General features: G+C 64.4%; 16 protein-coding genes and 2 tRNA genes. 7 read left to right on the top strand and 11 right to left on the bottom strand.

Features of this window, described 5'->3' with window-relative positions:
- Positions 1 to 12: 12 nt before the first annotated feature.
- The 3 genes from AABB87_RS07860 to AABB87_RS07850 form a co-directional block, all read right to left on the bottom strand.
- Positions 13 to 651, bottom strand: a complete 639-nt coding sequence (locus AABB87_RS07860) for a CoA transferase subunit B (RefSeq protein WP_341970723.1) — start codon at positions 649 to 651, stop codon at positions 13 to 15.
- The gene (locus AABB87_RS07855; RefSeq protein ID WP_058719194.1) at positions 651 to 1,361 is read right to left on the bottom strand and encodes a CoA transferase subunit A; all 711 of its coding nucleotides are present in this window, start codon (positions 1,359 to 1,361) and stop codon (positions 651 to 653) included. The genes AABB87_RS07860 and AABB87_RS07855 overlap by 1 nt, the downstream gene beginning before the upstream one ends.
- A 178-nt stretch (positions 1,362 to 1,539) precedes the next feature.
- Positions 1,540 to 2,316 carry a hypothetical protein gene (locus AABB87_RS07850; RefSeq protein ID WP_341970722.1) on the bottom strand — a complete coding sequence of 259 codons (777 nt, stop codon included), beginning with the start codon at positions 2,314 to 2,316 and terminating at the stop codon, positions 1,540 to 1,542.
- Positions 2,317 to 2,678: 362 nt separating this feature from the next.
- On the opposite strand from AABB87_RS07850, the gene AABB87_RS07845 reads away from it, so the two are divergent.
- The gene (locus tag AABB87_RS07845; RefSeq protein WP_341970721.1) at positions 2,679 to 3,656 is read left to right on the top strand and encodes a lytic transglycosylase domain-containing protein; all 978 of its coding nucleotides are present in this window, start codon (positions 2,679 to 2,681) and stop codon (positions 3,654 to 3,656) included.
- 49 nt (positions 3,657 to 3,705) lie between these two features.
- Here AABB87_RS07845 and AABB87_RS07840 read toward each other — a convergent pair whose 3' ends face one another.
- Positions 3,706 to 4,548 carry an SDR family NAD(P)-dependent oxidoreductase gene (locus AABB87_RS07840; RefSeq protein ID WP_341970720.1) on the bottom strand — a complete coding sequence of 281 codons (843 nt, stop codon included), beginning with the start codon at positions 4,546 to 4,548 and terminating at the stop codon, positions 3,706 to 3,708.
- 309 nt (positions 4,549 to 4,857) lie between these two features.
- On the opposite strand from AABB87_RS07840, the gene gmk reads away from it, so the two are divergent.
- From gmk to AABB87_RS07825, 3 genes are all read left to right on the top strand, one after another.
- Positions 4,858 to 5,478: a guanylate kinase gene (gene gmk, locus AABB87_RS07835; protein ID WP_058719189.1), complete on the top strand. Its 621-nt coding sequence runs from the start codon at positions 4,858 to 4,860 to the stop codon at positions 5,476 to 5,478.
- A 24-nt stretch (positions 5,479 to 5,502) separates the two neighbouring features.
- Positions 5,503 to 5,706 (top strand): DNA-directed RNA polymerase subunit omega, encoded by a 204-nt coding sequence (gene rpoZ, locus AABB87_RS07830; RefSeq protein WP_058719188.1) that lies wholly within the window; start codon positions 5,503 to 5,505, stop codon positions 5,704 to 5,706.
- 108 nt (positions 5,707 to 5,814) lie between these two features.
- A complete protein-coding gene (locus tag AABB87_RS07825; protein ID WP_341970719.1) occupies positions 5,815 to 8,103 on the top strand; it encodes a RelA/SpoT family protein in 2,289 nt (762 codons plus the stop codon).
- Between the two features lie 42 nt (positions 8,104 to 8,145).
- On the opposite strand, the gene greB is transcribed toward AABB87_RS07825, so the two are convergent.
- The gene (gene greB, locus AABB87_RS07820) at positions 8,146 to 8,724 is read right to left on the bottom strand and encodes a transcription elongation factor GreB (protein WP_341970718.1); all 579 of its coding nucleotides are present in this window, start codon (positions 8,722 to 8,724) and stop codon (positions 8,146 to 8,148) included.
- A gap of 44 nt (positions 8,725 to 8,768) precedes the next feature.
- On the opposite strand from greB, the gene AABB87_RS07815 reads away from it, so the two are divergent.
- Complete coding sequence (locus AABB87_RS07815; protein WP_341970717.1) at positions 8,769 to 9,878, top strand: CaiB/BaiF CoA transferase family protein; 1,110 nt, start codon at positions 8,769 to 8,771, stop codon at positions 9,876 to 9,878.
- Positions 9,879 to 9,932: 54 nt separating this feature from the next.
- On the opposite strand, the gene AABB87_RS07810 is transcribed toward AABB87_RS07815, so the two are convergent.
- The 6 genes from AABB87_RS07810 to hemC all read right to left on the bottom strand — a co-directional run bounded on the left by AABB87_RS07810 (position 9,933) and on the right by hemC (position 14,565).
- Positions 9,933 to 10,009, bottom strand: a tRNA-Arg gene (locus tag AABB87_RS07810).
- Positions 10,010 to 10,277: 268 nt separating this feature from the next.
- Positions 10,278 to 10,354, bottom strand: a tRNA-Arg gene (locus tag AABB87_RS07805).
- 61 nt (positions 10,355 to 10,415) lie between these two features.
- The gene (locus tag AABB87_RS07800) at positions 10,416 to 11,663 is read right to left on the bottom strand and encodes a heme biosynthesis HemY N-terminal domain-containing protein (protein ID WP_058719185.1); all 1,248 of its coding nucleotides are present in this window, start codon (positions 11,661 to 11,663) and stop codon (positions 10,416 to 10,418) included.
- 22 nt (positions 11,664 to 11,685) lie between these two features.
- Positions 11,686 to 12,840, bottom strand: a complete 1,155-nt coding sequence (locus tag AABB87_RS07795) for a uroporphyrinogen-III C-methyltransferase (RefSeq protein ID WP_341970716.1) — start codon at positions 12,838 to 12,840, stop codon at positions 11,686 to 11,688.
- Positions 12,833 to 13,618, bottom strand: a complete 786-nt coding sequence (locus AABB87_RS07790; protein ID WP_341970958.1) for a uroporphyrinogen-III synthase — start codon at positions 13,616 to 13,618, stop codon at positions 12,833 to 12,835. The genes AABB87_RS07795 and AABB87_RS07790 overlap by 8 nt, the downstream gene beginning before the upstream one ends.
- A gap of 2 nt (positions 13,619 to 13,620) precedes the next feature.
- Positions 13,621 to 14,565 (bottom strand): hydroxymethylbilane synthase, encoded by a 945-nt coding sequence (hemC, locus tag AABB87_RS07785; protein ID WP_341970715.1) that lies wholly within the window; start codon positions 14,563 to 14,565, stop codon positions 13,621 to 13,623.
- Between the two features lie 141 nt (positions 14,566 to 14,706).
- On the opposite strand from hemC, the gene ppc reads away from it, so the two are divergent.
- The gene (gene ppc, locus AABB87_RS07780; protein WP_341970714.1) at positions 14,707 to 17,553 is read left to right on the top strand and encodes a phosphoenolpyruvate carboxylase; all 2,847 of its coding nucleotides are present in this window, start codon (positions 14,707 to 14,709) and stop codon (positions 17,551 to 17,553) included.
- A 49-nt stretch (positions 17,554 to 17,602) separates the two neighbouring features.
- Positions 17,603 to 17,806: a putative motility protein gene (locus AABB87_RS07775; RefSeq protein ID WP_341970713.1), complete on the top strand. Its 204-nt coding sequence runs from the start codon at positions 17,603 to 17,605 to the stop codon at positions 17,804 to 17,806.
- Positions 17,807 to 17,837: the final 31 nt, after the last annotated feature.

Below are 17,837 nucleotides of genomic sequence, written 5' to 3'. Positions count from 1 at the left end.
GCTAGCGCTTGATTAAATCAGCGCCACACCGGTCTTGCTCTGCACAAACTCACGGGTCACGCCGTCGGCCAGTTCGACCAGCTTCAGGCCCGCAGGCGTCACGTCCATCACCGCCAGGTCGGTGATGATGCGATTGACCACGCCCACACCGGTCAGCGGCAAGCTGCATTGCGGCAGAATTTTCAGATCCTCGCTACCGTCCTTTTTGCGCGCCACATGCTCCATCAGCACGATCACGCGCTTGACGCCGGCCACCAGGTCCATCGCACCGCCCATGCCCTTGACCATCTTGCCCGGAATCATCCAGTTGGCCAGGTCACCCTTTTCGCTCACCTGCATGGCACCCAGGATGGACAAATTGATCTTGCCGCCGCGAATCATCGCGAAGCTGTCGTGGCTGCCGAAGATGCTGCTACCGGGAATGGTGGTGACGGTTTGCTTGCCGGCGTTGATCAGGTCGGCATCGACCTCTTCCTCGGTCGGGAAAGGGCCAATGCCCAACATGCCGTTCTCGCTTTGCAGCCAGACTTCCTTGTCGGCCGGCACGAAGTTCGCCACCAGGGTCGGGATGCCAATGCCTAAATTGACGTAGAAACCGTCTTCCAACTCTTGGGCCGCGCGGGCGGCCATTTGGTCTTGGGTCCAGGCCATCACTTCTCTCCCTTGACGGTCAATGTGCGTTTCTCGATGCGTTTTTCAGGGCTGGCGTTGACGACGATGCGGTGCACATAAATGCCGGGCAAATGCACGCTGTCGGGGTCGATGCTGCCGGTTTCCACCAGCTCTTCCACCTCCACCACCGTCAGCTTGCCGGCCATGGCCACGGCCGGGTTGAAGTTGCGCGCGGTGCGGCGGAACAAGAGGTTGCCGCTCTTGTCGGCCTTCCAGGCCTTGACCAGGCTCACGTCCGGGTTCAAGGCGCGTTCCATCACATAGGTGTGGCCGTCTTCAAACACGCGCAGCTCTTTGCCTTCGGCCACCAGGGTGCCGACGCCGGTGCGGGTGTAGAAGGCAGGAATGCCAGCGCCACCGGCGCGCAGCTTCTCGGCCAGCGTGCCCTGGGGCGTGAACTCCAGCTCCAACTCCTTAGCCAGGTATTGGCGCTCGAACTCCTTGTTCTCGCCCACATAGCTGGAAATCATCTTCTTGATCTGGCGCGTTTCCAGCAGCTGGCCGAGGCCGAAGCCGTCCACGCCGGCGTTATTGGAAATAACGCTCAGGTCTTTGACGCCGCTGTCCCGCAGGGCGGCAATCAAGGCCTCGGGGATACCGCAAAGGCCAAATCCGCCCACCGCCAGCAACTGCCCGTCACTGACGATGCCCTGGAGCGCGGCTGCCGCGCTGGGGTAAATCTTGTTCATCGATGCGCTCTTTCGCTAGTGCATTACAGCCCGCAAGCGTACTACCGAAGGTGGCGCTACGGGCTTACGTAGATTCGCCTAAGCGGAGCACCCGATGGGCAAACCAGGCTGGACGGGCGGCTGGCCAGCTGAGACTGGCTGCCGAGTCCTACGCAAGTCGGGCGCCGGGAATGCGCTGTCAGCGCACGGACTGCGGGCCAGACAAGCCTTCGGTATAGGGCAGCAAAGCCTTGGCAGCCTCGATGCGCAAGGCCAGCGGCGCGGCCTCGTCGTTCATGACCTTGAGCAAAAACTGCTTGGCGTTGAGATTGCCGGGCGGAAGTGCTGGGGATGACTGCGGCCCGGCGGAGTCGGCATTTGAGGCGGCAGAGGCCGTCGGCTCCGGGTATAGCAAGGACATGGCAGCCTCAAATTCGGCGGGCTTGATGGCACTCAAGGATCGCAGCAAATCGGCCTGCCCTTCTTCGCTGGGCGGAATGTCCAGCCAAGGGGTTTCGGCAAAGACCGGTGCCAAATCGGGCGCCACAAAGGCGGACCATTGCTCGCTCTTGCGCTGCTGGGGCGGCAAAAGTTCGCCCGAATCGGTGGTCACAACTGAAGCCGGCCAAACGCTGATGCGGCGCAGCGCAAGCTCGGGCAGATAACGCTGGCGCAGAGCCTCCAAAAACGCTTGCGCTTGGGCCACGGCCACCGGCTGCGCGAGCGAAAACCAAAGCTCAATCGCCTCCAGACCCGAGACGGCAATCGCCGGCGCAGGCAGGCCCAGATCGAGTTGCACACCGCGCCAGACCAGGCTCAGCTCGCGCCAGTCGGCCGTTTGTGCCAAGCCCAAGCGCATGGCGCGCACGCGACCTTGCGCATCGAGCAAGCCGCCAGCGGCGTGCTCGGCGCCCGTGGCCGCAGCGTCGGGCACGGGCCTGAACAGACGATTCAATTCGGACTGCAAACGATTCATGACAGGGAGCAAGAGGGGGAAGGCACAGAAAAATTAGAGACAAACGCCGACTCGGCGCTGGCGGCCCAAGGCACACACTGCCCAGGCGATGATAGCCCTGCGCTCTGCCCTGTCTGCGTATGCCGCAACCGGCGCATCAAGCCGGAAATCAACGGGGCAGCAAGGTCAATAGCACTAAGCACCAAGCCACTCCCCCCCAAGTTCGGGGCGGGCTGAGATGGCAAAACCGCCTCACAGCTGCCAGACTAGCGCTGCCGCTTTCGCGGCCGCGGCGCCTGCCGGGCTCAATTTGCCAAGTTAGGCATGAGCCACACGGCCCCAAGCGCTCAACCTTCACCCAAACACGAGCCCATCCGCCGCCCATGTCCACCCCCATCCGTCTGCTGCTGTGCTGGAGTGCTTTCAGCCTGTGGCTGGGCCTGGCCTCGGCCCAAGTGCTGACGCTGGAGTCCCTGCCCCGGCCCAGCACGCCGCCGGCTGAAACCGGGCCGGTGGTGCCGGCCCAGGTGGAGCGCTGGCGTCGGGAAGGTGAGGCTTATGAGCACGGCAGCGACGGCATGCCCCGCGACGCGGTGATGGCCGCCCAGCTCTACTGCCGCGCCGCGCGCTATGGCGACCCTGTGGCCCAGTTCAATTTGGCCTGGATGCTGACCAACCCGCGCGGCATCGCCCGCGACGATGCCCAGGCCGCCCATCTCTTCGCCGCCGCAGCCGAGCAAGGCATGCGGCAAGCGCAGAATATGCTGGCCGCTATGGGCACGCCACAGGGCCCGCCGCCGGCCTGCCTGCGCCCGCCCGACAGCGACCCCGCCCCTTTGCTGGCGGCAGCCAAACGCCCCCGCCAAGCGGCTTTGCCGCCACCCGCCCCGCCGGCCAATGCGCCGCAGGTGATCGTGCACTACGTCGATTTGGTAGCGCCGGATTACCAACTCGCGCCCCATCTGGTGCTGGCCGTGATGGCGCGGGAGTCGAACTTCAACCCGCTGGCCGTGTCGCCCAAGAACGCGCAGGGCTTGATGCAGCTGATTCCGGACACTGCCGCCCGATTCAAAGTAAGCAAGCTCACCGACCCGACGCAGAACATTCGCGGCGGCATGGCTTATCTGCGCTGGTTGCTGGCTTATTTCGAGGGCGATTTGAGCCTGGTGCTGGCGGCTTACAACGCCGGCGAGCGTGCAGTGGAGCGCTATCGCGGCGTGCCCCCCTATGCCGAAACACGCAACTATGTGCAGCGCATCATCGGCGCGCTGAACGGGCAGCGCTCCCATCCTTTCGACGCCAGCATCACGCCGCCCTCACCTGTGCTGGGACAGATGCGCGCGCATTTGCCGGGGAAATAAGGAGCGTCGCGCGCCTGGAGCGCCTGGCGCTTGGCAAGAATTCAGCGGCTCAGGCTTGCGACGACGTCCGCTTGAAGGCCTTGAAGGCTTTGGCAGCAATGCCGTCCGCCACGCCGCGCGCCAGGCCACCCAAATGGCGGCTCAAGAACACCGTCAGCTTGGGCCTGAAGCCCGGCACGATCTCAAACTCACGCCGTGCAATGCCTTGCAGCATGGCGCGGCAAGCCGGCCCCACCTTCAAGCAGCCGGCAAAGCCCTTCATCGCCGCCGACACGGGGTGCAGCGTACGGCGCTCCTCTTGCATCAGCGGCGTGTCGATCTCACCCGGGCAGCACACGCTGACGTCAATGCCCTTGAGCCGCCACTCGATGCGCAGCACCTCGGCCAGGCCCACCGTGCCGTACTTGGAGGCGCAATAAGCGGCATAGGCGAAATTGCCCACCAGGCCGGCGAGCGAGGCCACCAAGACCAGGTGCGCGCCCTGGGAGAGATGCGGAAAAACGGCGGCCGCGAAATTGCGCGAGCCAATCAGATTGACCTGAATCACCCGGTTGAACTCCGCTGCGCTGAGTTCCTCAAAAGGCTTGGCGATCTGCATGCCGGCCGAGTTGATGGCCAGATCCGGCGCGCCTAGGTCTTGAACTGCCTGTTGAATCACCTGCTGCAAGGCCACGTCGTCCGAGACGTCGGCGCTATAGCTTTCAAAACGCTGGTCAGCGCGCAGCGCCAGGGCACGCAACTCAGCCACCACCTGCGGTGCCAGCTTGCGATTGATGAGGGCGATATCGGCGCCTTCACGCGCCAGTTGCTGGGCCATTTCACGCCCGATGCCGCTGCCACCGCCGCTGATGAAGACGGTACGCGGGCGCTGATGTTTCCAGGGCAGACTCATGGGTAAAAGCTCTCTCTCGACGGGCAATGAATGACGGGGTCGGCAAGGGCAGGCCCTGAGCGGATCTTTGGGGCGCTGGCCAAAAACCGCTGACACAGCGCGCGGATCATGCCTGATGTGCGCCATGACATAGCCTCAAGCCAGGGCTTGATCCGTGCCGATCCAGCCCCTGTGCAGCGAGCGCTCGGCCCCAGGCGCACAAAGCAGCAAGCTTGGCTTCAAGCCCGCTCGCCCGGCTGCGCCTAAAATGTCGCACCCCCGCCCGGGCTCATCCAGGGCGGCAAGCCAGCCCACTCAAGACCTCAGCACATGGAATATCCAGGCAATCTCTTCGTCGTCGCAGCCCCCAGCGGGGCCGGCAAATCCAGCTTGGTCAAGGCCTTGCTGGAACTGGACTCCAAGCTGGATGTGTCGATCTCGCACACCTCACGCGCGCCGCGTGGCCAGGAGCAACATGGCCGCGAGTACTGGTTCACCAACGCGGATGAATTCCGCGCCATGGCCGCGCGCGGCGAGTTCTTTGAATGGGCCGAGGTGCATGGCAACCTCTACGGCACCTCGCGTTCGGCCATCGAAGCGCGCATGGCCCATGGCGACGATGTGGTGCTGGAAATCGACTTCCAAGGCGCGCTGCAAATCAAGCAGCTCTTCCCCTACGCGGTGCTGATCTTCATCTTGCCGCCCAGCTGGGAAGAGTTGGAACAGCGCCTGAACCGCCGTGGCGATACCGACCCGGCCGTGATTGCCCAGCGCATGAGCAATGCCCGCATCGAGGTCGCGCAGGCGCAAAACTTCGATTTCGTGGTGGTGAATGCAGTGTTTGACACTGCAGTTTTCGATTTGAAGTCGATTGTTCACGCGCAGCGGTTAAAATACGCGGCTCAGCGCCGGAATCGCTCTGCCGTGTTCCGCGCTCTCGAACTTCCCTGATTGACCTTTGGACTGGAAAAACACATGGCCCGCATCACTGTCGAAGACTGCCTGGTAAAGATCCCCAACCGCTTCCAGTTGGTTCTGGCCGCCACCTACCGTGCTCGCATGCTGAGCCAGGGCCACACGCCTAAGCTCGAAAGCAAGAACAAGCCCGGCGTCACCGCGCTGCGCGAAATCGCCGCCGGCGAAGTGGGCATCGAGATGCTGCGCAAGGTGCCGGTCTAAGCCTCAGCGCTTACCAGTTTGCACAGAGGGCGCCTGCGGGCGCCCTTTTTCTTGCCCGCAACAACCCTGCATCGCATTCACCCGGGTTTGATGCTGTAAATTCGGCGCATGGGTTTCCGAACTTTTGCCTTTCCCCGTCTGCCTGCCGCTTTGAGTGGCCTGCCCGGCCTGCGCGCGGCCTCAGCCCCTGAGCCCACCACCGCCGAGGCCGCCTCGTTTGACGCCCTGGTGCACCTGCTGCACTACCTGCCCAAGGCCGACATCAAGCGCATTCGCGAGGCCTACAAGTTTGCCGACGAGGCCCATCTGGGCCAGTTCCGCGCCAGCGGTGAGCCCTACATCACCCACCCGATCGCGGTGGCCGGCATTTGCGCCGAATGGCGCCTGGACGCCCAAGCGATCATGGCCGCGCTGATGCATGACGCGATGGAAGATTGCGGCATCACCAAAACCGAGTTGATCGAGCGCTTCGAGGCGCCCACCGCCGAGTTGGTGGACGGCCTGACCAAGCTGGACAAGCTGCAGTTCTCCACCAAGGAAGAGTCGCAGGCGGAGAGCTTTCGCAAGATGCTGCTGGCGATGGCGCGCGATGTGCGCGTCATCCTGATCAAGCTGGCCGACCGCTTGCACAATATGCGCACCATGGACGCGATGGCGCCGGTCAAACGCCGGCGCATCGCCCGCGAGACGCTGGACATCTACGCACCCATCGCGCACCGCCTAGGCCTGAATCAGATCTACCGCGAACTGCAGGAGCGCAGCTTCTCCCACATCCACCCCTGGCGCCACGCGGCCTTGAGCAAGGCCATCGCCAAGGCGCGTGGCAATCGGCGTGATTTGGTTTCGCGTATCGAGCGCGATGTGCTCAAGGCCTTTGGTGAGTCGGACGTCAAGGTCGAGGTGCAAGGGCGCGAAAAGACCGTCTATTCGATCTACCAGAAGATGCGCGACAAGCACCTCAGCTTCGCGCAGGTCAGTGACATCTTCGGCTTTCGCATCGTTGTGCACGAATTGCCGCAATGCTATTTGTCCCTGGGCGTGCTGCACCAGCTCTACAAGCCGCAGCCGGGCCGATTCAAGGACTACATCGCCATCCCCAAGCCCAATGGCTACCAGTCATTGCATACCACCCTGGTGAGCCCGCTGGGCACGCCGGTGGAGTTCCAGATTCGCACCGAGGCCATGCACCTTGTGGCCGAAAAAGGCGTGGCCGCGCACTGGCTTTACAAGAACACCGCGCACAGCCAAGGGGCACAGAACGCGCAACAACTGGGCTCGCGCTGGCTGCAGTCCCTGATCGATATCCAAGACGAAACTCGTGACGCCAACGAGTTTCTGGAACACGTCAAGATCGATCTCTTCCCCGACGCGGTCTACGTCTTCACGCCCAAGTCCAAAATCATGGCCCTGCCGCGCGGTGCCACGCCGGTGGACTTTGCCTATGCCATCCACTCCGATGTGGGCGACCATTGCGTGGCCGCGCAAATCAACGGCGAACCGGTTCCCTTGCGCACCGAGCTGCGCAGCGGCGATGTGATCGAAATCGTCACCGCCACCGGCGCCCGCCCCAACCCGGCTTGGCTGAGCTTTGTACGCACAGGCCGGGCACGTTCCAAGATTCGCCATTTCTTGAAAAATCTGGAGCAAGACGAATCCCGCGATCTGGGCGAAAAAATGCTGGCGCAAGCCCTGCGCGCCGAAGGCCTCAGCCTGCCTAGCCTGGATGATGAGGACAACGCCGCCGCGCAGCTCTGGCAGCAGCTGGCGCGCTGGGCCGGCAACCGCCACATCGACGAATTGCTGGTTGAAATCGGCCTAGGCCGCAAGATCGCCACCATCGTGGCCAAGAAGCTGGCCCGCATGCTGGCCGAGCAAGGCCAGCGCCCCGATGCGGTGATGCTCACCATGGGCCGCTTCAGCAGCGAGGAATTGCCCGCCCAGGGTCAGGTCACGCTGGACGGCAGCGAAGGCGCATCGGTGCGCCTGGCCGCCTGCTGCAGGCCGATTCCCGGCGACGAGATCAAGGGCTATCTGGGCCGCGGCGAAGGCCTGCTGGTGCACACGGCGGAATGCCAGGTCGGGCGCAAGCTCTTCCAACGCGACAGCGAGCATTGGATCGCCGTCAATTGGGCCGAGGAACTGACCCGCCCCTTCGAGGCCGCCGTGTCCCTGCTGCTCAACAATGGCAAGGGTGTGCTGGCCCAAGTGGCGCAAGCCGTCAGCAGCGCCGAGGCCGACATCACGCACATCCAGATGAGCGATGAATCCCAACACCGCGAAACGGCCGAAATGAGCTTGCTGCTCTCGGTGCGCGACCGCCTACATTTGGCCGATGTGCTGCGCACGCTCAAGCGCTCGCCCGCCGTGCTGCGGGTCTGGCGGGTTAAGCCGACCTAGTACTTATCCGGCAATCTCCGGCTCAGGCCGGAGAACCGTGGCTCAGGCCTTGCCTTCGGCGCTGGGCGCCGGGTACGTCACCTCCAGCACTTCGATCTGCTCGATGCCGCCCGGCGTCATCAGCTGCAGCTCGTCCCCCTCGCGCGCCTTCAGCAGCACCCGGGCGATCGGGGCAATCCAGCTGACCTCGCCGGCCAGGTTGTCGGCCTCGTCGATGCCTTTGATGGTGATGGTGCGCTCATCCCCCTTGGCGGTGGCGTAGGTGACAGTGGCGCCGAAGAAGATCTGGTCGCTGCCGTAGTGCAAGCTGGGGTCGGCCACCTCGGCGATGTCCAGGCGCTTGGTCAGAAAGCGCAGGCGGCGGTCAATTTCGCGCAAGCGCTTCTTGCCGTAGAGGTAGTCGCCGTTTTCTGAGCGGTCGCCATTCTTGGCCGCCCAAGAGACGATCTCGACAATCTTGGGCCGCTCCTCGTCCAGCAAGCTCATGAACTCGGCACGCAGCCGTGCATAGCCCTGCGGCGTTAGGTAGTTGCGCGTGCCCGGCGGTATGGCGGGCAGTGAGGGAGAGCCGTCCTCGTCATCGTCGGGCCCATCGTTTTCCTTGGTGAATGCCTTGTTCATGCCGTGTATTGTCTGCGCTGTGCAAAGGCAATCAAGGAGGCATCTTGCAAGAACAAAAAACGATAGGCCCGCTGACGGGAATGAAGATTGTTGAAATGGCAGGCATCGGCCCCGCACCCTTTTGCGGCATGCTGCTGGCCGACCTCGGCGCCGAAGTCACTGTTGTGGAGCGCCCCGCCGCCCTGCGCAGCCTGAACACCGGCGACGCGCTGAACCGCGGCAAGCGCTCCATCTGCCTGGACCTCAAAACCGAGCTGGGCATGCGCGCTGTGACCGCCTTGATCGAGCAGGCGGATGCGCTGATCGAAGGCTACCGCCCCGGCGTGATGGAACGTTTGGGGCTTGGGCCTGCGGCATTCGAGGCCAGCAACCCCAAGCTGGTCTACGGCCGCGTCACCGGCTGGGGCCAAAGCGGCCCACTCGCGCATGCCGCCGGGCATGACATCAACTATGTGGCCCTGACCGGCGCCTTGTCGGTGGCAAGCCGCGCCGGCCAAGCGCCTAGCCTGCCGGCCACCTTGCTGGGCGATATGGCGGGTGGCGCGCTGTTTTTGGCCCTGGGCCTGCTCAGCGCCTTGCTGGAGTCACAACGCAGCGGCCGCGGCCAGATCATCGACGCCGCCATGGTTGACGGCGTGGGCTGCATGAGCGCGCTGATTCATTCCCTGCGCGGCACCGGCATGTGGCCGGACGCGCCGCAGCACAACTTCTTCCTGCACAGCTCGCCCTTCTACGACAGCTTTGAATGCGCCGATGGCCGCTACGTCACCCTGGGCGCCATCGAGCCGCAGTTCTATGCCGAATTGCTGCAGCGGCTTGATCTGCAAGACGTCGACCCGCAAGCCCAGTTCGACACCCGCCAATGGACCGCCCTGCGCGCCCGCGTAGCGGCCTGCATCAAGGCCAAGACGCAAAATCAGTGGCAGACCCTGCTGGAGGGCACAGACGTCTGTTTTGCGCCCGTCCTGAGCCTGGAGGAAGCCGCCAGCCACCCACACAATCTGGCGCGTGGAAATTTCAGCCGCATCGACGGGAAATTGCAGCCCAGCGCGGCCCCGCGCTTTTCACGCAGCCAATTGCGGCCGGCACAGGCTGGCACACAGCCCGGCGCGGACACGGAGGCGATTCTGCGCGAATTGGGTTTAGCGAGCTGAAATTGAAAAAGCCTCGATGAGTAATCATCGAGGCTTTTCGTTTTCTTCTTATTTTGGTGCGGCTGGCAGGATTCGAACCCACGACCCCTTGGTTCGTAGCCAAGTACTCTATCCAACTGAGCTACAGCCGCTTCAAGCCCTCTACTATAGCATGCTTTTTTTGAGTGAATTCAAATATTTTTGAATTTCAAACATTTCTCAGAAATTTGAACTTTTGCCAAGCGCCTGGGTATCTGTAGATACTCAAACGCCCTAGGCTTCAAACCCTGTGAAACTGCAAACTACAGAATCAGACCCTTACATAAAAAGGGCCCGACTGATTTCTCAGTCGGGCCCTTCTATTTTCTTCTTCAATCCGAAACTTGATTCAGTAAGTTACCGATCAAGTTTCTTCTTTGTTGGTGCGGCTGGCAGGATTCGAACCCACGACCCCTTGGTTCGTAGCCAAGTACTCTATCCAACTGAGCTACAGCCGCGAAGCCTTGCACTATAGCATGGTTTTTTCCGCTTGCACAGAAATTTCAAATAATCGACACATCAATGCACGCCGGCGGCCGCCTCGAAGCAGCGCGCGCGCCGCTCCATATCGCCATCCTGCGTGGCCAATTGCGCCAGGGTGAGCCAGCTGCGGCGGCGTGCGCTGGCGGCCACGCTGTGGTCCTCGCAGACCTGTTCCAGGATCAGGCGCGCCTTGCCCCACAGCTGGCGCTCGGCCAGGGCGTGTCCCAGGGCATAGGCCAGATGCTTGTCACGCGGGAAGCGCTGCACGGCAGACTCCAGGCGTTGCAGCCATTCCGGCGCCAAGCCCGGCAGCACCGGCACCAAGGCCTCGGCCAGCACCGCGCGCTCATCCGCCGGCAGCTCGCCAATATCGTCCCAGAAGGGGCGCAGCCAGCCGCGCCCGTCATCTGGTGAGCCCAGCGCCGCTGAGCGGCTGGCAGCCCGGCAGGCCACCAACACATCGCGCCGGTCGGCGCTATCGAGCTGCTGCCAGACCTGGCGCAGCTGATCCACATCGCGGGCGCCTTCCAGCGCCTCGAAGGCCAAGGAACGCAAGAGGCCCTGCGCCGCCACCTTGGAGAAGCCCTGGTGCTTGGCCAGCAGGCGCGCCGTGCGCAAGGCTTCGAGGTATTGCTTGGACAAACGGCTGGCCTGCAGTTTCAGGCGCAAGGCCTGGGTGCGGCGTGCCACGCCAGGGCTCAGATCGGCCAGCAGGTCGAACGCGCGTTTGGCGTCCCGGTCATCCAAAGCCCATTCCGCCGCCAACAGCAAAGCGCCCTCTTCCTGCGCCTTGCCGGCGGAGCTGCGCTTGGAGAAGTCCAGCGCCAGCGCCAGTTGCTCGTCGCGACGCTTACGGTCTTGCATGCGGTGGGCGCTGCTGGCGGCCAGCAAATGGCCCAGCGCCAAAAAGCCGTGGTCGCGCTCCAGCTCAGGCGTCTGCGCATGGATGGTCAAGGCACGCTGCGCCGCTTTTTGCGAGCGACCGTAGCGGGCGCCAAAGAACTCGGCCAGACCTTCACGCAAAGCCAGTTGGGCGCTGCGCTCGCGCTGCGCCAAACGCCATTCCTTGGCGCGCTGGGGCAAGTTGATCAGGGCGTTGATGGTCTGAATGGCGGTGACCAGGGCGAAGCAACTGCCCACCAGCACCAGCAAGAACAGATTCAGCGACACATCCAGGCGCCAGCCGCTCCAGTAAAAGCTCGCCAGCCCGTCGTTGCGGCCCAGGGCCAGGGCAGCCACCACGGCCACCGTGAAAAGCAAAACTAACCAAATGATGGTGCGCATGAGACTCAAGCTCCCATCATCATCAACGGCCGGCCGCAGCGGCGGACAAGGCGGCCAGCGTGTCGTCCGGGCGCGGCACCACCACCTGGCGGGCCTGGCCCGTCACCTGGCGCAGCAAATCGCTGGCGGCCTTGACCTTCAAGGCGCGGCCATCAAAGTAGCGGGCCAGCATCTCCTGGCTATCGCGCAGATCGGCCTGCGCCGTTTCGAACTGCCGGCTCAACAGGGCCAGGCGCGCATTCAGCAAGCGCAGCTTGAGGTTCTCGCGCAGGAAGAAGGCCTGTTCAGGCGCCAGCAACACAGCTTCTGGATGATCGATGCGGGTGACGCGAATGAGGCTGCGGGTCTCGTGCCAGACCAGGGCCGCGGTGTCGCTGAAGGTCTTGCTGGCCTGCGCCCACCACAGCGCCAGGCTGCCACTGTCTGCGGTCTTGTCGCCCGCGCTCCCAGCCTTGGCAGGCTTAGCGGCAGACTTGCTGCGGTCGTCCTGGGGCTTGGGCTTCACGGCCTCGGCCTGTTCGGCATTGACGATGAGCGGCAATTCGTCGACGAGGCGCACCACCTCGTCGAGCTTGATGGTCAGCGTCGACACATCGACCACGCTGACCGCCTTGACGCGGTCCAGATCACGCGCCACGGCCCGGCGCACGCCTTCCATGCGCGGCTGCTTGTAGCGTTGCAGGCGCTCGTCGGCCAGCTTCAGGGTAATGACCAGGGGCTCGGCGCTGCCGGTGATGGCCGTTTGCTGCAATGCCACGCGGATCGAGGCCTCGATGTCACCAATCACGTTTTCGTCCCGCGAGCGCGACATGGACTGGATCAGCTCCTCCAACTGCCCGCGCTGCAAGGCCACTTCGGCCAGGCGTGCGTCCAGCAAGGCCACTTTGGCGGCGGTGTCGCGGGTCAGGTCTTGCGAGCTTTTGGCGGCGCTGCGGGCTTCGCTGGCATTGCTTTGCACCAGCTCTTGGCGGCGCACCAACTCCTGCTCCAGGCTCTGCTGCCGGCTCATGCTTTGCCAGGCCAGGCCCAGGCCGCCCAGGCTCAGCAGGGTCAGCAGCCCCGCGGTGACCGGCAGCCACATGGGCAGTGCAGGCTGAGGTGCGGGCAGCGCTGCGCCAGCTCTTGAGGCGCCAAGCTCGGGCGCCGACTCGATGGGGGTTTGTTGGGTATCACTCACGGTGAAAATGATTGTAGGGGTCGCCCTGCAGACGGCGCAGGGCGTGCTGGACTGCTTGCGGGTCGGGTCGCGTCAAAACCACATGTGTCAAACCCAGCTCGCGGGCGGCGGCGGCAATCCGCTCATGGGTGCAGATGCACAAGGCTTGCGACCAATCCTGACCCGGCTCGGTCAAGCTAGCCAGATGGCCCACCCCTTCGGCGCTGCTGAACAGCCAGACATGCTCGCGCGGCTGCGCCAGGATGCGTGCCAGCAAGGCCTGCTCGGGCGGCGCCAGCACCGGGCAACGGCGGCGATAAATGCAAAAAGCCTGCGTCTGCGCGCCGCGTTCACGCAAGCGCTCGGCCAACCATTCACGCCCGCCTTCGCCGCGCAGCAGCAGCACCGACTTACCTTGCCAATCCAAGCCACTCAGCAAGGGCCAGAGATGTTCGGAATCCAGGCTAGCGGCGTCCGCCGGCGGCTGAACAATCAGCGCGGCCGGCACGCCGAAGGCCTGCAGCGCCTTGGCGCTACCCGGCCCGACGCAGGCGGCCAGGGTTTGCGCAGGCCAAGCCTGGCCCGGCGGCTGGCTGGCAAAAAAGTGCTCCACCGCATTGGGGCTGACAAAAAAAGCCAGCGCCGCTGCCGGTAAGGCCACCCAGGCCAGGGCCGCGTCGCGGCCATCGCTGGGGGCAATTTCCAGCAAGGGCAGGCTCTCGGCCTGCACGCCCAGGGCCGCCAGCTTTTTCTGCCACTCGGGTGCCTGACCCTGAGGGCGGGTCAGCACCAGGCGCATGCTCAGCAAGCTTGCGGCAAGTAGCCCGCCGCGCCCTGCTCGCGCAAGGCTTGCGCTGCTTGCTGGCCCAAGGCCTCGGCCTCGGCCTCGCTGGCCACTGCTGCTTGCAGTTGGGTGCGCAGCAAGGGGCTGCTGGGCAACTCGGCATTGCCCAGGGCCGTGGCCAGGATCAGCTGATCACCCTGCCAATGGCCGTGAGCCGCCAGCGGCACGCTGCAGCTGCCACCCAGCGCGCGCGACACAGCGCGTTCAGCCAAGGTGGCCAGCCAGGTTGGGCGGTGGATCAGGCTCTGGATTTGCGCCTTCAATGCGTGGTCATCGGCACGCAATTCCAGGCCCAAAGCGCCTTGGCCGGCACAGGGGATCATGGTGTCAATGCCGAAGCGGGCGCGAATGCGCTCACCGGCGCCCAGGCGCATCAGGCCGGCGGCGGCCAGCACGATGGCGTCGTAGCCGCCGTCGTCGAGCTTGCGCATGCGGGTGTCAAGGTTGCCACGCAAAGGTTCGATGCGCAGGTCCGGCCGCAAGGCCAGCAACTGCACCACGCGGCGCAGGCTGGAGGTGCCGACCACCGCGCCCTGCGGCAGTTCGTCCAGGCTGGCATAGCGGTTGGACACCAGGGCGTCGCGCGGGTCTTCGCGTTGCAGGATGGCGGCCAGCTCGAAGCCCTCGGGCAGCTCCATGGGCACGTCTTTGAGCGAATGCACGGCCAAGCGGGCGCGGCCCTCTTCCAGCGCCGTTTCCAGCTCCTTGACGAAGAGACCCTTGCCACCCACTTTGGACAGGCTGCGGTCCAGGATTTGATCGCCTCGGGTGGTCATGCCCAGCAGGCTGACGCTGAGGCCCAGTTCGCCCTCCAGCCGGGCTTTGACATGTTCGGCTTGCCACAGAGCCAGGCGGCTCTCACGGGTGGCAATGATGACGGCTTGATTATTGGTTTCGCTCATGCCCGGATTATCAAACAGGCCGCGCCCGCATCGCAGCGCCGAAGAAACTGATAAAGTCAGAAACAAGTAACTTCGTTACATCGCGGCGAGCGCCCATTGGCGCCCGCCAGGTATCTCCGGTCCCCAACCTCGAGCCTCGCCATGCGTTCCAAGTCCAGCCAGCCCGCCAAACCCGCTTCAGTGCCCGCCAAAAAGGCGCAGCAGCGCAGCGCGGTCGACAAAAACCAACCGCTGACCGATGACATCCGTCTGCTGGGCCGCATTCTTGGCGAGGTTATTCGCGAGCAAGAGGGCCGCGAGGCCTATGAGCTGGTCGAAAAAGTGCGCCAGCTCTCGGTGGCCTTTCGCCTCAAGCACGATGCGCAAGCGGGCAAGAGCTTTGATAAATTGCTCAAGAGCTTGAGCGGCGAGCAAACCGTCAGCGTGATTCGTGCCTTCAGCTATTTCTCGCACCTGGCCAATATCGCCGAAGACCGCCACCATGTGCGCCGCCGCGAGGTGCATGAGCGCGCCGGCAGCCTGCAAGCGGGCTCACTCGCTTTCGCGCTGGAGCGCTTGCATGAAGCCGGCGTGCGCCCGGCCGAGATCGCCAAGACTTTGCAACACGGCTTTATCTCGCCGGTGCTGACGGCCCACCCCACCGAGGTGCAGCGCAAGAGCATTCTGGACGCCGAGCGCGCCGTGGCCCAGTTGGTGGAGCAGCGCGACAGCCTGCACACCGAGCGTGAGTTGGCCGCCAACGAGGCGCTGATCCGCGCCCGCGTCACCCAGCTGTGGCAGACCCGCATGCTGCGCTACAGCAAGCTGACGGTGGCCGACGAGATCGAAAACGCCCTGTCCTACTACCAGGCCACCTTTTTGCGCCAAATCCCCAAGCTCTACGCTGAGCTGGAAGAAGCCCTGCCGGGTCATGACTTGGCGAGCTTTTTGCGCATGGGCCACTGGATTGGCGGCGACCGCGACGGCAACCCCAACGTCACCGCCCAGACCCTGCGCCATGCGCTGAGCCGCCAGTCGGAAGTGGCGCTGCGCCACTATCTGACCGAGCTGCATGAGCTGGGTGCGGAGTTGTCGATCTCCTACCGCCTGGCCCAGGTCACGCCCGAGATGCAGGCCCTGGCCGAGCGCAGCCCGGACCGCAACGAACACCGCATGGACGAGCCCTACCGCCGCGCCCTGACCGGCATGTATGCGCGCCTGGCCGCCAGCCTGACCCAGCTCACCGGCACCGAGGCCTTGCGCCACGCCGTTGCACCGCAAGCGCCCTACACCGGCCCCGAGGAGCTGCTGGCCGATCTGCGCATCATCGAAAGCTCGCTGCGCCAACATCATGCGCAAGCTTTGATCGCGCCTCGCTTGGCGCCGCTGATGCGCGCCGTGCGCGTGTTCGGCTTCCACCTCGCCACCCTGGACCTGCGCCAAAGCTCCGACCAGCACGAAGCGGTGCTGGCCGAGCTGCTGCAAGTGGCCCGCCTGCAAGCGGACTACAGCGCGCTGGACGAGTTGCAGCGCCGCGATCTGCTGATCCGCCTGCTGCAAGACGCCCGCCCCTTGCGCGTGCATGGCGCCGCCTACAGCGAGAAGACGCTGGGCGAGCTGGACATCTTTGAAGCCGCGGCGGAATCGCTGCAGCGCTTTGGCCGCGAGTCGCTGCGCCACTACATCATCTCGCACACCGAATCGGTCAGCGACCTGCTGGAAGTGCTGCTGCTGATGAAGGAAGTGGGCCTGCTGCGCGGCACCCTGGATGAGCCCGAGGGTGCCATCTGCGACTTGATCGTCTCGCCCCTGTTCGAGACCATTGGCGACCTGCGCCTGGCGCCGCAAATCATGGCCGAGTTTTACGCCTTGCCCGGTATCGCGGCGCTGATCAAGCGCGGCGGCGCCGAGCAAGACATCATGCTGGGCTATTCCGACTCCAATAAAGACGGCGGCATGTTCACCAGCAGCTGGGAGCTGTACCGCGCCGAGATCGCGCTGGTGGAGTTGTTCGACGACTTGCGCGCCCAGCACGGCATCACCCTGCGCCTCTTCCACGGCCGCGGCGGCACCGTGGGCCGAGGCGGCGGCCCGAGCTACCAGGCCATCCTGGCCCAGCCACCTGGCACCGTGAACGGCCAGATCCGTTTGACCGAGCAGGGTGAGGTGATCGCCTCCAAGTACGCCAACCCCGAGATCGGCCGCCGCAATCTGGAAACCCTGGTGGCCGCCACCCTGGAAGCCACCTTGCTGCACCCGACCAAGAGCGCGCCCAAGAGCTTTTTGGCGGCGGCGCAAGCCCTGTCTGACCTCAGCTACAGCGCCTTCCGCGGCCTGGTCTACGAGACGCCTGGTTTTGCCGAGTACTTCTTCTCCGCCACGCCGATCCGCGAGATTGCCGAGCTGAACATCGGCTCTCGTCCGGCCTCGCGCAAGCCCACGCAGGCGATTGAAGATTTGCGCGCCATTCCCTGGGGCTTCAGCTGGGGCCAGTCGCGTGTGGCGCTGCCGGGCTGGTGCGGTTTTGGTTCGGCAGTGCTGAACTTCCTGGGCGAGCCCGGCAGCGATCAGCACAAGCAAAACCTGGCCTTGCTCAAGCGCATGGACAAGCAGTGGCCCTTCTTCCGCACCCTCTTGTCCAATCTGGACATGGTGCTGGCCAAGACCGATCTGGGCATTGCCCAGCGCTATGTCGACTTGGTGGTGGACAAACGCCTGGGCAAGAAGATTGCCGCAGCGATTCAGACCGAGTTCGACCGCACCGGCCAGGCACTGGCCTTGATCACCGGCGAGGGCAAGCGCTTGTCCGGCAACCCGGCGCTGGCGCGCTCCATCGAGCACCGCTTCCCCTACATCGACCCGCTGAACCATTTGCAAGTCGAGCTGCTGCGCCGCTACCGCGCTGCTCCGGCCGACACCCGCGCCCAGGACCCGAGCCTGGAGCGGGTGCAGCGCGGTATTCATCTGTCGATCAACGGGATTGCGGCGGGCTTGCGCAACACGGGCTAAGTTTTTGGCCAGGGCGGTCGATAGCAGGGGTTCACTGGGAGCAATCACCATGGACCTCAGCAACACCGCCCTCGTCAACAATGCCGGCAACGCAAGCGCCGGCACGGTTCAGGCCGCCGCCCAGCTGATGGTCTTGCGCAAGGCCATGGACATTCAAAGCCAGGGCGCGCTGGAGCTGCTCAACTCGGTACCGCCCGCGCCTGCCCTGGCCAGCTCGGGCAACTTGGGCACGCGGCTGAACGTCTACGCCTAGGCGACAAGCGCAGCCGGCCCGCTGGCCAGCC

This window comes from Roseateles sp. PN1 (assembly GCF_038419725.1).
GTDB lineage: Bacteria > Pseudomonadota > Gammaproteobacteria > Burkholderiales > Burkholderiaceae_C > Paucibacter_A.
Note: the sequence above shows the minus strand (reverse complement) of the source record. Positions and strands in the feature narration are given on the sequence as shown.

Bases quoted from the DNA above. Each gene is read 5' to 3' on its own strand.
- hemC (WP_341970715.1), bottom strand. From the start codon at position 14,565: ATGAGCGAAACCAATAATCAAGCCGTCATCATTGCCACCCGTGAGAGC.
- rpoZ (WP_058719188.1), top strand. From the start codon at position 5,503: ATGGCCCGCATCACTGTCGAAGACTGCCTGGTAAAGATCCCCAACCGC.
- AABB87_RS07775 (WP_341970713.1), top strand. From the start codon at position 17,603: ATGGACCTCAGCAACACCGCCCTCGTCAACAATGCCGGCAACGCAAGC.
- AABB87_RS07850 (WP_341970722.1), bottom strand. From the start codon at position 2,316: ATGAATCGTTTGCAGTCCGAATTGAATCGTCTGTTCAGGCCCGTGCCC.
- AABB87_RS07825 (WP_341970719.1), top strand. From the start codon at position 5,815: ATGGGTTTCCGAACTTTTGCCTTTCCCCGTCTGCCTGCCGCTTTGAGT.
- gmk (WP_058719189.1), top strand. From the start codon at position 4,858: ATGGAATATCCAGGCAATCTCTTCGTCGTCGCAGCCCCCAGCGGGGCC.
- greB (WP_341970718.1), bottom strand. From the start codon at position 8,724: ATGAACAAGGCATTCACCAAGGAAAACGATGGGCCCGACGATGACGAG.
- ppc (WP_341970714.1), top strand. From the start codon at position 14,707: ATGCGTTCCAAGTCCAGCCAGCCCGCCAAACCCGCTTCAGTGCCCGCC.
- AABB87_RS07840 (WP_341970720.1), bottom strand. From the start codon at position 4,548: ATGAGTCTGCCCTGGAAACATCAGCGCCCGCGTACCGTCTTCATCAGC.
- AABB87_RS07845 (WP_341970721.1), top strand. From the start codon at position 2,679: ATGTCCACCCCCATCCGTCTGCTGCTGTGCTGGAGTGCTTTCAGCCTG.
- AABB87_RS07860 (WP_341970723.1), bottom strand. From the start codon at position 651: ATGGCCTGGACCCAAGACCAAATGGCCGCCCGCGCGGCCCAAGAGTTG.
- AABB87_RS07790 (WP_341970958.1), bottom strand. From the start codon at position 13,618: ATGCGCCTGGTGCTGACCCGCCCTCAGGGTCAGGCACCCGAGTGGCAG.
- AABB87_RS07855 (WP_058719194.1), bottom strand. From the start codon at position 1,361: ATGAACAAGATTTACCCCAGCGCGGCAGCCGCGCTCCAGGGCATCGTC.
- AABB87_RS07800 (WP_058719185.1), bottom strand. From the start codon at position 11,663: ATGCGCACCATCATTTGGTTAGTTTTGCTTTTCACGGTGGCCGTGGTG.